This window comes from Bradyrhizobium sp. 215_C5_N1_1, assembly GCF_052075935.1.
Classification (GTDB): domain Bacteria; phylum Pseudomonadota; class Alphaproteobacteria; order Rhizobiales; family Xanthobacteraceae; genus Bradyrhizobium; species Bradyrhizobium barranii.
On the sequence record NZ_CP197228.1, the window covers coordinates 8,000,430 to 8,014,719 of the forward strand.

15 protein-coding genes are annotated in these 14,290 nt (G+C 65.1%); 6 read left to right on the plus strand and 9 right to left on the minus strand.

The genetic code is table 11. The features are described 5' to 3' along the window. Positions 1–108 precede the first annotated feature (108 nt). Complete coding sequence (locus AB7G19_RS38300; RefSeq protein WP_085401914.1) at positions 109–1,134, plus strand: helix-turn-helix domain-containing protein; 1,026 nt, start codon at positions 109–111, stop codon at positions 1,132–1,134. 129 nt (positions 1,135–1,263) lie between these two features. After that, positions 1,264–1,887: an HAD family hydrolase gene (locus AB7G19_RS38305; protein WP_244623344.1), complete on the plus strand. Its 624-nt coding sequence runs from the start codon at positions 1,264–1,266 to the stop codon at positions 1,885–1,887. Between the two features lie 24 nt (positions 1,888–1,911). Here the strand turns inward: AB7G19_RS38305 and AB7G19_RS38310 are convergent, their stop codons facing one another. The 6 genes from AB7G19_RS38310 to AB7G19_RS38335 all read right to left on the minus strand — a co-directional run bounded on the left by AB7G19_RS38310 (position 1,912) and on the right by AB7G19_RS38335 (position 9,214). After that, entirely contained in the window at positions 1,912–2,880 is a 969-nt protein-coding gene (locus AB7G19_RS38310; protein WP_071909320.1) for an ABC transporter ATP-binding protein, read from the minus strand. After that, on the minus strand, positions 2,877–3,872 hold the full coding sequence (locus AB7G19_RS38315; protein ID WP_014491616.1) for an ABC transporter ATP-binding protein: 996 nt from the start codon (positions 3,870–3,872) through the stop codon (positions 2,877–2,879). Before AB7G19_RS38315 ends, AB7G19_RS38310 begins: the two co-directional genes overlap by 4 nt. Next, positions 3,872–4,789, minus strand: coding sequence for an ABC transporter permease (locus AB7G19_RS38320; protein WP_014491615.1), 918 nt, complete (start codon positions 4,787–4,789; stop codon positions 3,872–3,874). The genes AB7G19_RS38315 and AB7G19_RS38320 overlap by 1 nt, the downstream gene beginning before the upstream one ends. Next, positions 4,755–5,714: an ABC transporter permease gene (locus tag AB7G19_RS38325; RefSeq protein ID WP_063985816.1), complete on the minus strand. Its 960-nt coding sequence runs from the start codon at positions 5,712–5,714 to the stop codon at positions 4,755–4,757. The genes AB7G19_RS38320 and AB7G19_RS38325 overlap by 35 nt, the downstream gene beginning before the upstream one ends. Before the next feature lie 29 nt (positions 5,715–5,743). Beyond that, positions 5,744–7,534 carry a peptide ABC transporter substrate-binding protein gene (locus AB7G19_RS38330; RefSeq protein WP_085401912.1) on the minus strand — a complete coding sequence of 597 codons (1,791 nt, stop codon included), beginning with the start codon at positions 7,532–7,534 and terminating at the stop codon, positions 5,744–5,746. Between the two features lie 261 nt (positions 7,535–7,795). After that, entirely contained in the window at positions 7,796–9,214 is a 1,419-nt protein-coding gene (locus AB7G19_RS38335; RefSeq protein ID WP_085401958.1) for a M20 family metallopeptidase, read from the minus strand. 284 nt (positions 9,215–9,498) lie between these two features. Between AB7G19_RS38335 and AB7G19_RS38340 the strand changes: the two genes are divergently transcribed. From AB7G19_RS38340 to AB7G19_RS38350, 3 genes are all read left to right on the plus strand, one after another. Then, on the plus strand, positions 9,499–10,470 hold the full coding sequence (locus AB7G19_RS38340; protein WP_085401911.1) for a S1C family serine protease: 972 nt from the start codon (positions 9,499–9,501) through the stop codon (positions 10,468–10,470). Positions 10,471–10,505: 35 nt separating this feature from the next. Next, a complete protein-coding gene (locus tag AB7G19_RS38345) occupies positions 10,506–11,576 on the plus strand; it encodes a phospholipase (protein ID WP_441268781.1) in 1,071 nt (356 codons plus the stop codon). A gap of 82 nt (positions 11,577–11,658) precedes the next feature. Next, entirely contained in the window at positions 11,659–11,865 is a 207-nt protein-coding gene (locus tag AB7G19_RS38350) for a hypothetical protein (RefSeq protein WP_085401909.1), read from the plus strand. A 78-nt stretch (positions 11,866–11,943) separates the two neighbouring features. On the opposite strand, the gene AB7G19_RS38355 is transcribed toward AB7G19_RS38350, so the two are convergent. The 3 genes from AB7G19_RS38355 to AB7G19_RS38365 all read right to left on the minus strand — a co-directional run bounded on the left by AB7G19_RS38355 (position 11,944) and on the right by AB7G19_RS38365 (position 13,607). Then, the gene (locus tag AB7G19_RS38355) at positions 11,944–12,603 is read right to left on the minus strand and encodes a DsbA family protein (RefSeq protein ID WP_028147336.1); all 660 of its coding nucleotides are present in this window, start codon (positions 12,601–12,603) and stop codon (positions 11,944–11,946) included. Between the two features lie 98 nt (positions 12,604–12,701). Continuing rightward, on the minus strand, positions 12,702–13,178 hold the full coding sequence (locus AB7G19_RS38360) for a PaaI family thioesterase (RefSeq protein ID WP_085401908.1): 477 nt from the start codon (positions 13,176–13,178) through the stop codon (positions 12,702–12,704). Between the two features lie 3 nt (positions 13,179–13,181). After that, positions 13,182–13,607 carry an acyl-CoA thioesterase gene (locus tag AB7G19_RS38365; protein WP_014491606.1) on the minus strand — a complete coding sequence of 142 codons (426 nt, stop codon included), beginning with the start codon at positions 13,605–13,607 and terminating at the stop codon, positions 13,182–13,184. A gap of 111 nt (positions 13,608–13,718) precedes the next feature. Here AB7G19_RS38365 and AB7G19_RS38370 point away from each other — a divergent pair, with 111 nt between their 5' ends. After that, on the plus strand, positions 13,719–14,267 hold the full coding sequence (locus tag AB7G19_RS38370; protein ID WP_085401907.1) for a TetR/AcrR family transcriptional regulator: 549 nt from the start codon (positions 13,719–13,721) through the stop codon (positions 14,265–14,267). The last annotated feature ends 23 nt before the right edge of the window (positions 14,268–14,290 follow it).

Below are 14,290 nucleotides of genomic sequence, written 5' to 3' on the forward strand. Positions count from 1 at the left end.
TGATTTCTGAATGGCTACATCCCGAGGCGATGTTGGGGGGCCGCCGGACTTCGACGATCGGGTCCATGCGGCACGGCCTCATCGTGGGGCAATGCAGACGAGACGGCCGTGAACGAGACCATGCCGGCGGACATCCCGGGGCGCGGGGTGGACGCGCTGAGACAGTTGCGCGCCATGACAGCCGACATCTGCGATGTCGTTCCGCTCACCACGGAGGACGACTTCCATGTCACCACCGTGACGATGATGACCCGCAATGCGTTGCTGGTCGATACCCGCGCGACCGATCAGGAATACGACCGGACGCCCGCGCACGTCGCCCGCGGTGCGATGGACCACTTTCAGATCACCTTGTGTGTCGAAGGCGAGATGCGGTTCAGCTCGGGCCGGCGCGAGGTGACGATGGGGCCCGGCGCCATCTGCCTGATCGACATGGCGCAGCCGAACCGGACGGTGTTGCGCGGCGGCGGCAGTCGTACCCGCCTGATGGCGATCATCCTGCAACGCGCCATGCTGGCACCACGGCTTGCTCATCCGGATTCGGCGACGGCTACCTTGCTGCCGTCAAACCATCCTCATACGCGCCTGCTTGCCAGCCATTACGCGGCGCTTACGCTGCCACCCGAGCCCGAGGCGGGCAGCGCCGAGGCTACGATCGACGCGATCGCCGACATCGTTGCCGCGGCCGCCGGCGGGACCGCCGACATTGCGGCCGGAGTCGAACGCGCCGAGCGACATCTTTATCTTGCGGTGATCAAGCGCCGCATCGCGGATAATCTCGAGACCGACGCGCTCACCGCAGACGAATTGTGCCGCCACTTCCAGATCTCGCGCGCGACCCTCTATCGGCTGTTCGAGGCGGATGGCGGGCTCTCGCACTATGTGAGGGAGCAGCGCCTCAATCTCGCTTTCCGCCAGCTGATATCGCCGTCCGCGGAGGACACGCGGCTGATCGACCTCGCCGTCGGCATGCGCTTCAGCAGCGATTCCACATTCATTCGCGCATTCCGCCGCAAGTTCGGCTTGACGCCGGGCGAACTGAGGGAGCTGGCCGACAATTGGCTCCGCGAGACCGGTGCGGTCCCGACCATCGACACGGTGCTGCATCAACTGGCCCGCCGCCGCACCTCGTAGCCATGAAGCTGCTACGCTCGACACCAGTATCGCAACGTCCGGCCTTTGTGCCCGGATTTGTCGCCCGCGTTCCAGTGGGATATGACTTTGAGCACGGCCGGATGTTTCGGTCCGGCCGGGAGCGTTCCCGTGCCTGACGAGATCAAGCTTGTCCTCTTTGATATGGACAATGTCCTCTGCGAATACGACAGAGGAAGGCGCGTCGCGTTTCTGGCGGAGCTTGCGGGGACCACCAGTGAGTTCGTCTACAAGGCGATCTGGGAGAGCGGATTCGAGCTTCTAGGCGACTCCGGCACCCTCGATGCCGCCGACTATTTGCGGGGATTTGGCGAGCGCATCGGCTATCCCCTGTCGCTCGATGAGTGGGTGGAGGCACGCCGCCGTTCGATGAAGGCCGATCGCGCGGTGCTGGAGATTGCCCGCCGCCTGCATGAAACCGTCGATGTTGCCGTCCTGACCAACAATACCACGCTGGTCGCCGACCATATCGACACGCTGCTGCCGGAACTGCGTCCGCTGTTCGGCTCCCGCATCTACACGTCGGCCCGGTTCAAGGCGGCCAAGCCGGACCCGCGCTGCTATCGCCTCTGCCTGTCGGAGCTACAGAGGACGCCGCAGACCGTTCTGTTCGTCGACGACCTCGCGGCAAATGTCGCCGGCGCGCGGGAAGCGGGCCTCTCCGCGCATCATCACACGTCGGTGGAGGCTTTCCGGCAGGCCCTTTCGGCGCACGGCCTGCTCAGGGACGGATGAACGGGCGCACCGCCTCGCGCGACGTCAGGCGAGGTGGCACGCCACGAAGTGCCCGCCCGCCCCTTCCTTCAGCTCGGGTGCGCTTTCCGCGCAGCGCGGCTGGGCGATCGGGCAGCGGGTGTGGAAGTGGCAGCCGGATGGCGGCTTCATCGGGCTCGGCACGTCGCCCTTGAGGCGAATGCGTTCACGCTTCAGCTTGGGATCGGGCACCGGCACCGCCGACAACAGCGCCCTGGTGTAGGGATGCTGCGGATTGCGGTAGAGATCGCTCGCTTTCGCCAGCTCGACGATCCGGCCGAGATACATCACGGCGACGCGGTCGGAGATGTGCTCGACCACCGACAGGTCGTGCGCGACGAACAGATAGGTGAGGTTCAGCTCCGCCTGGAGATCCTCCAGCAGATTGATCACCTGCGCCTGGATCGACACGTCGAGCGCGGACACCGGCTCGTCGCAGACGATCAGCTTCGGCTCGACCGCGAGCGCCCGCGCGATCACGATGCGCTGGCGTTGGCCGCCCGAGAATTCGTGCGGGTAGCGGCGCATGTGCTCGGCCTTGAGGCCGACCTTCACGAGCAGGCTGGCGACGCGCTCCTCGCGCTCCTTGGCCGACGACCCGAGCTTATGGATGATCAGGGCCTCACCGAGGATGGCGCCGACCGTCATGCGCGGATTGAGCGAGGCGAACGGATCCTGGAACACCAGCTGCATGTTCCGCCGCATCGCGCGCAAATCATTGCCGCTGAGCTGGCGCACGTCCTGGCCGTCGAACACGACCTCGCCGTCGGTCGGCTCGATCAGGCGCAGCACGCAGCGGCCGGTGGTGGACTTGCCGCACCCGGATTCGCCGACGAGGCCGAGCGTCTCGCCGCGGTTGACCGAGAACGAGACCCCGTCGACCGCATAGACGCTGCCGACCTGGCGCGACAACAGGCCGCCGTGCACGGGGAAATATTTCTTCAGGCCGCTGACGCGGAGCAAGGGCTCGGTCATGCCGTGCCTCCCAACTGCGTATCTCCCAAATGACAGGCCATGCGGTGGCCGGGCGCGATCTCGCGCAGCAGCGGCTCCTTCTCGGTGCAGACGTTCATGGCAAACTTGCAGCGCGGGGCGAAGCGGCAACCGACCGGCGGATTGATCAGGATCGGGACCGAGCCGCCGATCGCTTCGAGCCTTGTCTTGTGCTCGCTGTCGAGATCGATGCGCGGGATCGAGCGGATCAGGCCCTGTGTATACGGATGACCGGGATTGCCGAAGAGGTCGTCGACGAGCGCTTCCTCCACCACCTTGCCGGCATACATCACGACGACGCGCTGCGCGGTCTCGGCGACGACGCCCATGGCGTGGGTGATCAGCATCACCGCCATGCCGAAGCGCTCCTTCATATCCTGCAGGAGGTCGAGGATCTGCGCCTGGATGGTGACGTCGAGCGCGGTGGTGGGCTCGTCGGCGATGATCAGCTTCGGCCTGCAGGCAAGCGCCATCGCGATCATCACGCGCTGGCGCATGCCGCCTGAGAACTGATGCGGATAGTTGTGCACGCGGCCTTCGGCGTTGGGGATCTGCACCAGCTTCAGCATCTCGATGGTGCGCTCGAGCGCCTGCTTCTTCGTCACCGCTTCATGGCGGCGCAGGCTCTCGGCGATCTGCTCGCCGATGGTGAGCACCGGATTGAGCGAGGTCATCGGCTCCTGGAAGATGAAGCCGATCTCCTTGGCCCTGATCTCGTCGAGCTGACGGCTCGTCAGCGGCACGAGATCGCGGCCCTCGAAGATGATCTGGCCCGCCGCGATGCGGCCCGGCGGCATGGCGATCAGCTTCAGGATCGACATCGCGGTCACGGTCTTGCCGCAGCCGGATTCGCCGACGACACAGAGCGTCTCGCCCTTGTTGATGGAGATGTCGACACCGTCGACGGCCTGCAGGATGCCGTCGTCGGTCGAGAAGTGGGTTTTCAGCCCTTTGATTTCCAGCAGCGGCGCCATCAGATCACCCGTCGCGCATCGAGCGCGTCACGCAGGCCGTCGCCGATGAAGTTGATGGCGACCACCGCGATGAAGATCGCGCCGCCCGGAAACAGCGCCCAGTGCGGGCCGATGTCGAGGAAATCCTTGGCATCGTACAAGAGCCGGCCCCAGGTCGGCGTATCCGGCGGGAAGCCGAGGCCGAGGAAGGACAGCGTCGATTCCGCGATGATGGCGGCAGCGACGTCGATGGTGCCGGCGATGATCACGGGACCGAGCGCATTGGGCAGGATGTGCCGCACCACCTGGCGCACCGGACTTGCGCCGAGCGCACGGGCGGCCTCGACGAACTCCTTCTCGCGGATCGACAGGAACTGTGCGCGCACCAGCCGCGCGACCGGCATCCAGCGCAAGCCGCCGATCACGAGCACGATCAGGATGAAGATGCCGCCCTCGGGACCGAACATCTGCTTCAGCCCGTCGCGGAAGAGATAGATCAGCAGCAGCAGCAGCGGAAGTTGCGGCAGGGACAGGAAGAGATCGGTGAGCCACATCAGGCCGTGGCCGAGCGCGCCGCGCGACATGCCGGCGAGCGCACCGATCAGGACACCGATAAAGACCGAGACCAGCATCGCGGCAAGGCCGACCGCGAGCGAGATGCGGCCGCCATAGATCATGCGGGCCAGGATGTCTTGCCCGAGATCGTCGGTGCCGAACGGATGGGCAAGCGACGGCCCCTGCATGCCCGCCACGATATCGATGTCGTCGATCTTGACCCGCCAGACGAAGGGGCCGGCCACCACCGCCAGGATCAGAATGAGGAGCAGAAACGCACTGACCACGGCGAGCTTGTGGCGGCTGTAGCGCCGCCACATCTCGCGCCAGGGCGAGTAGACGCGCCGCTCAGCGGAGGGAGATGCGAGGGTCAAGCCAGCCATAAAGGACGTCCGCGATGAGATTGAACAGCACGACGAGGCACGCGAAGACGAAGGTAACGGCCATCACCACCGGCGTGTCGTTGGAAAGGATGGAGGAGATCAGCAGCGAGCCGATGCCGGGGATGCGGAAGATCTGCTCGGTGACGATGGCGCCGCCGAACACGGCCGGCATCTGCAGCGCAATCAGGGTGACGACCGGGATCATCGCGTTTCGCATCACGTGCTTCACGATGACCGTGGCCTGTCCGAGGCCCTTCGCGCGCGCCGTGGTGACGTAGTCGAGCCGGATCACGTCGAGCATCGCCGAGCGAACGAAACGCGTCATCGACGCCGCCTGAAACAGACCGAGCACCGCCACCGGCATGATCGCCTGCCGGATCATCTCCAGCACCCAATGGATGCCGGTGCCCTTGATGTCGGTCGTATAGACGAAAGGCAGCCAGTCCAGCGTAACCGAGAAGATCAGGATGAACAGAATGCCGGTGAAGAAGGTCGGCAGCGAGAAGCCGACGAAGGCGAGCGTATTGGCGATCTGGTCGAACAGCGAATAGGGCTTTGTTGCCGCATAGACACCGACGGGGATCGCGATCAGCAGCGCCAGGATCTGCGCCGAGCCGATCACGTAGAGCGTCGCCGGCAGACGCTGGAGGATCAGCGTGTCGACATTCATCCGGCTGACGAAGGAGAAACCCCAGTCGCCGTGCAGCATCGCGTTGAGCCAGTGCAGGTAACGGAGGTGGATCGGATCGTCGAGGCCGAACTTGGCCCGAAGTGCGGCCTGCACCTCGGGCGGGACGTTCGGGTTCGTCGCCAGTTCCGAGAACGGATCGCCTGGCGCAAGCGCCAGCACGACGAACAGCACAACCGAGATTCCGAGAAGACTCGGAATCGCGATCAGGAGGCGACGCAGGACGTACTGACTCATAGGGAAAGACCCCGTCTAGAGCTGGGGGATCATTCCTCGCGGTACCAATCGTGCAGATTGTCGGTTTCGTTGGCCCAGCCGCTGATGATCGGGCGCAGATTGTTGGCTGCCGCTTCCACCTTTAGGCGATGCTGCGCCGGGATGAACACGGTGTCCTGGAACATGAGGTCGTTGGCCTTGATATAGTGCGCCGCGCGCTTGACCGGATCCATTTCGCCTTCGGCTGCTTCGATCGCTGCGTCATAGTCCTTGTTGACCCAGCGCGGGAAGTTCGTGCCCTGCCACTTGTTCTCCTTCGTGGCGACGTTGGTCGACAGATAGCGGCGCATATGCTGAGACGGATCCGGCTGGCTCAGCGGGATCTGGAACATCTGGAGATCGGCGTAGAAATGCGCGTAGGTGTCGGGGTTGGCGACATCGGAGGAGAAGAACACGGACGCCACCACCGACTTCAGCTCGACGTCGATGCCGGCCTTCTGACAGGCCTGCTTGACGATCGCCTGGGTCTTCTGACGCGGTCCGTTGATCGAGGTCTGGTACAGAAGCTTCAGCTTCTTGCCGTCCTTCTCGCGGATGCCATCCGCGCCGGGCTTCCAGCCGGCGTCGTCGAGCAGCTTCGAGGCCTTCTCGATGCTGAATTCCCAGGTCGTGTTCTTGGAGACGAACTTCTCGGGACCGTTGAGGAAGTTGGCGGTGGTGCGGCCGGCGCGGCCGTAGATCGCCTTCTTGATGGACTCGCGGTCGACCAGCATCGACAGCGCCTTGCGTACCGCCGGATCGGAGAACAGCGGATGCTTGGTCTTCATCGAGGAGCGCTCGCCATCGACCTCGGTGTTCGGATCGGTGAAGTTGAGCGCGATGAATTCGGTGTCGCCGCCCACGGCATAAACGGTCTTGCCCTTGCCGCCCTTTTCGAGGCGCAGCAGCACGTCGTCCTCGACCTGGATGTTCCATCCGAAATCATATTCGCCGGTCTGGATCACCGCGCGCGCCGCAGAGACGGCGTCGCCGCCGCCCTTCATCTCGACCGTGTCGAAATAAGGCCGGTTCGGCATGTGGTAATCGGGATTGAGCTGGCCGCGGACGAGATCGCCCGGCTTGAACTCGACGAACTTGTAGGGGCCAGTGCCGACCGGCGAGAGGTTGGTGGGCGCTTCCCGCGATTTGGACCCCTTGTAGTCGGCGAACAAATGTTTGGGGATGATGGTGTTGGGAGCCCCGACAAAGGCGTCGGCCCAGAACGGCGTCGGCTTGTTAAAGAGGATGCGAACCGTGAGGTCATCCACCTTCTCGACCGTGATGTCGCGGAGCGTCGCGATGGTCAGGGCGGAGGTCGCCGGATCCCTGGCATATTCCCAGTTGAACACGACGTCATCGGCGGTGAACGGCTTGCCGTCATGCCATTTGACGCCTGGTTTGAGCTTCCAGGTCACCGACTTGCCGTCGGCGGCGAGGCCGCCGTTCTCGATCGAGGGAATTTCGGCCGCCAGAACCAGCTTCATGTTGCCGTCGGGATCCCAGCAGGCGAGGGGCTCGTAGAACAGGCGCGCGCCGTCCTGGTCCTTGGTGCCGGTGGCGAAATGCGGATTGAGCAGGGTCGGCCCCTGCCACCACAGCAGCTTCAGCGCACCGCCGCCGCCGCGCTTGGTCGGCTTGTAGGTCTGGGCACCTTCCGCCATGGCGACGCCGCCGAGCGCGAGGATCTGGTTGGCGAGGGGGGCGGTGAGGCCGACCGCGGCCATACGCATGATGAAGGCACGGCGGTCCATCCGGCCGTCCTTCACGTCACCGATCATCGAACGCAGTTCTTTATCCAGCATGGTTGTCCCCCGTCTGGTTCCCGTATGGATGCAGGCAGCCGCACCGCGGCCGCCGGGTTTTTGCTGGCGGTAGATGGCACACCGAATAGGCCGCGCGTCAACTGCGACCATGTGTATGCAAACGGTGTTCTGGCTGTCTGTTGGGCAAAACTCTGTTCCGCAGCCCAAGCGTTCGGCAATCCGGCGCTAAATCGCGCCGGAATCCACGTTGCACTGCGGAAAATTTGTTCGCGGCATCAGACGAAGTATCGAGGCGAAATTCTACGCCACGGACATGGTCAGCGGCGGCGCGACGTGGTCCGGCAGCGGGCAGACATAAGGTGTCTTGGCGGTCCGCTTCTGCAAGTCCGCTTTCGCGGCCTTGATCAGCTCCGGATCGGTCAACGCCTTGATGCCGATCCCGGCCATCGCCTTGGCCGCCTGCACCATGGCCTTATGAGCGTGTCCGCTCTTGCCCTGCGCCACCACCTGCCAGGTGTGGAACGGCGTGCCGATTGCAACCGTCGGTGCGTGAACCTGCACGGTCGGCACCACCCAGCTCACGTCGCCGACGTCGGTCGAGCCGACCAGCGGGTTGCGCTTGGCATCGAGCGGCACCAGGAAGTCGGCCAGCGGCCGATCGGTCGGCTCCATGCCGATCGCGTAATAGACCGACGCGATGTCCTTGTCGCTGAGCGTCGCGCGGATCTGGCTGGCAAACCCCTTGTCGGCGTCGTCGAAATGCGGCGGCCCCAGCTCTTCCATCACCCGGTGCAAGGCCTGCTCCAGCGGCGTATTCGGCAGGATGTTGGAGACCGCGGAGATGATCTTCATCTCGACCTTGGTCTCGGTCATCAACGCTGCGCCTTCTGCGATCTTGCTGACGCGTCCGACCAGCTCGTTCATGCCGGGCAGATCGCGGGCGCGGATCGAATAGCGCACGCGCGCATGTGCCTGCACCACGTTGGGAGCGATGCCGCCGGTGTCGAGCACGGCGTAATGCACGCGGGCGTCGCTCGGCATATGCTCGCGCATGTAGTTCACGCCGACATTCATCAGCTCCACCGCGTCGAGCGCGGAGCGGCCGAGATGCGGCGAGGCCGCCGCGTGCGACGTACGACCGGTGAAGATGAAATCCGCACGCGTGTTGGCGAGCGACGGCGTTACCGCGACTTCCCAGAAGCTATGCGGATGCCAGGTGATGGCGATGTCGGCGTCTTCAAACACGCCCGAGCGCACCATGAAGGCCTTGGCTGCGCCGCCCTCTTCCGCCGGGCAGCCGTAATAGCGAACGCGGCCGGGCACCTTGTTCTCGGCGAGCCAGTCCTTCATCGCGGTCGCGGCGAGCAGGGCCGCGGAACCAAGCAGGTTGTGGCCGCAACCATGGCCATGGCCGCCGGTCTCGACCGGACGGTGCTCGGCGACGCCGGCCTCCTGGCTAAGGCCCGGCAACGCGTCATATTCACCCATGAAGGCAATGACCGGACCGCCCTCACCCCACTCGCCCATCACCGCGGTCGGGATGCCCGCGACGTTCTCGGTGACGCGGAAACCCTGGTGGCGCAGCTCGGCGAGATGCTCGGCGGCGGACCGCGCCTCGGTGTAGCACACCTCGGGCATGCCCCAGACCCTGTCGCTGAGGTCGATGAAACGCGCCTTGATCGTGTCGACGCCACGCCAGATGTCGCTGCGGTTATCCATGCTTCGGTCCGTGATCTCTTGGTCAAACGAAGCGGCAATGGTTAGCAGCTTCATTGCACCCCGCCTAGCACGTCGCGGGACAGCAGCCATGCGGCCGGTGCTGGATCGCGCGGCCGCTTGCCACCTGTGCGGGCGTCCTGTGCCTGTCGAAGATTTCACGCGGCGATCTCCGGAATAGTTGGGAACGAGGCTTTCAAGACGGCCTCCTCCAGCCTAAATTATGAGTGCTTCGCGCGTCGTTCCGCCGGCCAAGGCGGAGCAATGCTCTCAGCCAGGAGAACTCCATGCCCGCCCTGACCGAATGGAGAGTGCCGCCGGCCAATCAGCCGCGCGCGAGCGACTACGGTTTCGATCTCGACCGCTCGCTCGCGTCCGTCGTCGGCCTGCACGCCATCATCCCGCCCGACGCCTTCAGTGCCGAAACGCTGGGCACCGAACGCGCCGGCAACGGCGTCGTGATCGACAACGGGCTGGTGCTCACCATCGGCTACCTCATTACCGAGGCGGAATCGGTGTGGCTGCATCTCGCCGACGGGCGCGTCGTCGAAGGGCATGCGCTCGGTTTCGATTCCGTCACCGGCTTCGGCCTCGTGCAGGCGCTCGGTCAGCTCGACGTCGAACCCTTGCCGCTCGGCAACTCGGCGAAAACAAGGGTCGGCGACCGCGTCGTGGTCGGCGGCGCCGGCGGGCGCACCCGATCGGTCGCGAGCCAGATCGTGGCCAAGCAGGAATTCGCCGGCTATTGGGAATATCTGCTGGACGAGGCCGTGTTCACCTATCCCGCACATCCGAACTGGGGCGGCACGGCGCTGCTCAACGAGCGCGGGGAGCTGATCGGCATCGGCTCGCTGCAGCTCGAACGCGAACGCGAAGGCAAGGCCGAGCACGTCAACATGATCGTGCCGATCGACCTGTTGAAGCCGGTGCTCGACGATCTGCGCAAATTCGGCCGCGTCAACAAGCCGTCGCGCCCCTGGCTCGGGCTCTATTCGACCGAAATCGACAACCGCCTGGTGGTGATCGGGATTTCCACCAACGGCCCGGCCGCGCGCGCGGAGCTGAAGACCGGCGATGTCATCCTTGCGGTGGACGGCCAGGAGGTGACGAGCCAGACCGCCTTCTACAAGACGATGTGGGCGCTCGGCGCCGCCGGCGTCGACGTGCCGCTGACCGTGCATCATGAAGGTGTCACCTTCGACGTCACGGTGACGTCGACCGACCGCTTCAAGCTCTTGAAGGCGCCGAAGCTGCACTGACGAGATCGAACCGACATCAGGCAAGGAAAGCGGCGATGAGCGAGGCCGTCGTTGACGACATCGTGACCGTGCTGCCGCCGCTGCTCAACGCGCTGGAAGCACTCGGCTTCTTCACCCGGAATCTGCATCCGCCGGCCTTTGCCTCGGTGATGAATGCGATCGGCGCGCCCGACGCGGCGCTGCAGGCGGCGCACGCTGCGATCGGCGCCTGGCCCGAGCAGTTCACGGGGCTGCGCGAGCGGCTCGACCGCGCCTGCAACGAGACGCTCGCCGCCTTTGCCGGCATACGCGAGGTCGAGCGCGGCAATGGCGATCTCGTCGCGGTCTTCCGCGCGCTACGCCATCTGCCTCGTGCGCAGGAGGCGCTGTATCCGCTGTCGACCCAGTTTCCGCCGGTGAGCAGCTTCTTCCTCAATGCCGCCAATCGCGAGAATGACGATCTGCTGGCGCGGCTGGAAGCCGGCGCGGACGAACACACCGGCATCTTCCACGACCACAACGAGCCCGGCAGCCGCGGCGGCTTCTCGGTCTATGTGCCAGAATATTATTCGCCGGAGCGCGCCATGCCGCTGGTGATGGCGCTGCATGGCGGCAGCGGCAACGGCCGCGGTTTTCTCTGGAGCTGGCTGCGCGATGCCCGCAGCCTTGGCGCGATCCTGGTGGCGCCGACCGCGACCGGCCCGACATGGGCGCTGATGGGCGACGATAGCGACACGCCGAACCTCATGCGCATTCTCGATACGGTGCGCAGCCGCTGGACCATCGACGGCTCGCGCCTGCTGCTGACCGGCATGAGTGACGGCGGCACCTTCTGCTACGTCACCGGGCTCGACGGCGCCTCGCCCTTCACGCATCTCGCGCCGGTGTCGGCGACCTTCCATCCGCTGATGGCGGAGATGGCGGACGCCGTGCGCCTGCAGGGGCTGCCGATCTTCATCACCCACGGCAAGCTCGACTGGATGTTTCCGGTACAGACCGCGCGCCAGACGCAGGCGGCCCTCTCCGCCACCGGCGCCGATGTCACCTATCGCGAGATCGACGACCTCAGCCACACCTATCCGCGCGAGATCAACGCAGAGCTGCTGGAGTGGCTGAACCGCGGATGAACGGGTCGTCCTTATCTGCGCCGTACTGCCGCGGAACCATCACTCCGGGCCGACGTTATCGCCCGTCACCGGAGGTTCGCAGATGCAGACGTTTTTCGGAATGATTTTGGGCGCGCTGCTGCTCGGTTGCGGCGTGTACGTCTATGACTCCATGCAGACGTCGTCGGTCGCCAATGGCGAGGTCGCGACGTCCAATCGCACCATCGTGAACTGGGACGTCGCCAAGGCCGATTGGGATGCGCTGCGCGATCGCGCGCACAAGGACTGGGTCCGCATCTCGTCGAAGTAACGACGCCGTATCACGAACAAGGCGCCGTCGCGGGTCCGCGGCGGCGCCTTTGTATTGACGGCGATCGATGCGGTCGCGTCAGTTCATCTTGGCCTTGCGGGCATCGGCGATGACCTGCTCGAACTCGGTCATGCTGAGCACGCCCGGCACGCGATACTTGCCGACGATGAAGGAGGGGGTACCGCTAAAGCCGAAGGCTTCGGCCTGCTCGTTGTTGCGCTTGAGGACGGCGTCGATGTCCTTGGCACGGTCGGTGAGATCGCGCTTCAGGCGGTCCATGTCGACGCCGGCGGCCGCGAGCAGCTCGTTGATGCGCGGCTCTGTCAGGCGCGAGCTGACACCCATCATGGCATCATGCGCCTGATGGTATTTGTCCTGGAATTTTGCCGCGAGCGCGATCCGCGCCGCGGTGACCGAGACCGGCCCGAGGATCGGCCAATCCTTCATCACCAGCCTCACCTTGCCGTCGTCCTGGACCACCTGGCGCAGCTCCGGTTCGAGCTTGCGGCAATAGGGACAATTGTAGTCGGACCATTCGATAATGCTGATGTTGCCGTCGGGATTACCGGCGACGGGAACATCGGGGTCGCGCAACACCTTGGCTTCGGTCAGCACCTCGTCATCGGCGGCGGCCGCGCGCGCAGAGGTGATCCGACCTGCCGCAAGGGCACCAGCCCCGATCAGCGTCAGCGCCGCACGCCGCGTCGCCACGAGGCCCTTGTTCCTGAATCCAGCCATATCTCGTCCCGTTTCGGTCCCATCGCTGCAAATACGGTTCGCGACCGGGACCTGTTACGCGTCATATAGAGCGTTGCGGGCGCGATGTCATCGCCATGCTATGCGCGGATCGCCGCCGGCGCTGGCGAAGCCGCCGCGCGGGGCAGCATCGCCATCAGCGTCCCGGTCATGGTGGCGATCAGCGTGGTGTTACCCTCGTGCTCGGCAAAGGCCCGGGCCTCGCAGAAGGTGAGCGTGCGGCCGGGCTTGACCACCTCGGCCTTGAAGACGAAGCGCGTGCCGCGGGCGGGTGCCAGCAGCGTGGTCTTGAACTCGACGGTCAGGATGTCGGCCTCGCGCGGCATCAGGGTGAAGGCGGCGACGCCGCAGGCATTGTCGAGGCCTGCCGTGATGATGCCGGCATGGACAAAACCGTTCTGCTGCGTGAAGGCCGCCGAATGCAGCATGGCCAGTTCGACCTCGCCCGGCGCGAGGCGGACGATCACGATGCCGAGCGTGCGCATCGCCGGCTGGCCGTCGAACATGGCAATGGTAGCAGCGCGATAGCCCGGATTTTTCGGCTCGAACGCGGCCATGGCTCAGGCCTCGGCCGGCTCGGCAAGATGCTGCAGAGCGACCGCGCGGATCGCATCCGTGAATGGCGCCGACTTCCGCTGGCTGCGGTCCATGTGCACGCCGGTGATGTCGCAGAACGCGGCGATCTCGCCGGTCTCGGCATTGGTCATGTCGTGCCGGAAGCGGATCGACTTGTCGCGGACCTCCAGCAAATGGCTGCGGATCTCGACGATGTCGCCGGCAAGCAGCTCCCGCCTGTAGGTGATGTTCTGCTGCACGGCGGCCATGCCGCGGCCGGAAGAGCGCAGATAGCTCGGCGTCAGCCCGAGGCGGGCGAACAGATTCCAGTTGGCCTCGTCGAACTTGCCGACATACCACATGATGTTCATGTGACCGACATGATCGCACTGCCACGGATAGACCGTGCCGCGATAGGTCGCCTCCTGCATCGCAATTCCTCCTGCTGTTTTTCCACCCTCTGATCATTGATACGGTAGCGTATCAGCGCCTCCTCGCGTTAGCAATACGGCACCGTATCAAGAACCGGTGAGGCTTCCTTCATGAACGACGGCAAGGGCGATGTCTGGGTCGAGGCAGGGTTTACCGAGCTTGCCCGCTCGGGGGTCGAGGGTGTCAGGGTCGAGGTGCTCGCCAAGAATCTCGGCGTCACCAAGGGCGGCTTCTACCGCCGCTTCGCCGACCGTGCCACGCTGCTCGATGCCATGCTGGAACGCTGGCGCGAGGGACGCGCGGCGTCGATCGCGCAGCAGACAAGCCTCGATGGACAAGAGCCCCGCGAGCGGCTGAAGGCGGTGATCCAGCTCTATTCCGAGCGGCTCAATCCGGAGGGTATGGCGATCGAGCTCGCGATCCGGCAATGGGCCCGCTCGGACGAAAACGCCGCCACGGCAGTCGCGAGCGTGGACGCGGCGCGGCTCAAGCACGTCGCCGAGCTCTACCGCGCCACCGGCCTCGAGGCCGAGGCGGCCGAGGCGCAGGCCTTCCTTTTCTATTGCTTCATCTTCGGCCAGAGCTTGCTGTTCGTCGAGCGCGGTCCGCGCAAACGCTCGCAGCTCGTGGCGAAGTCGGCCGAGAAGCTGTTGGGCTAATGGCCGGAGCTTTGCTCCGGCCA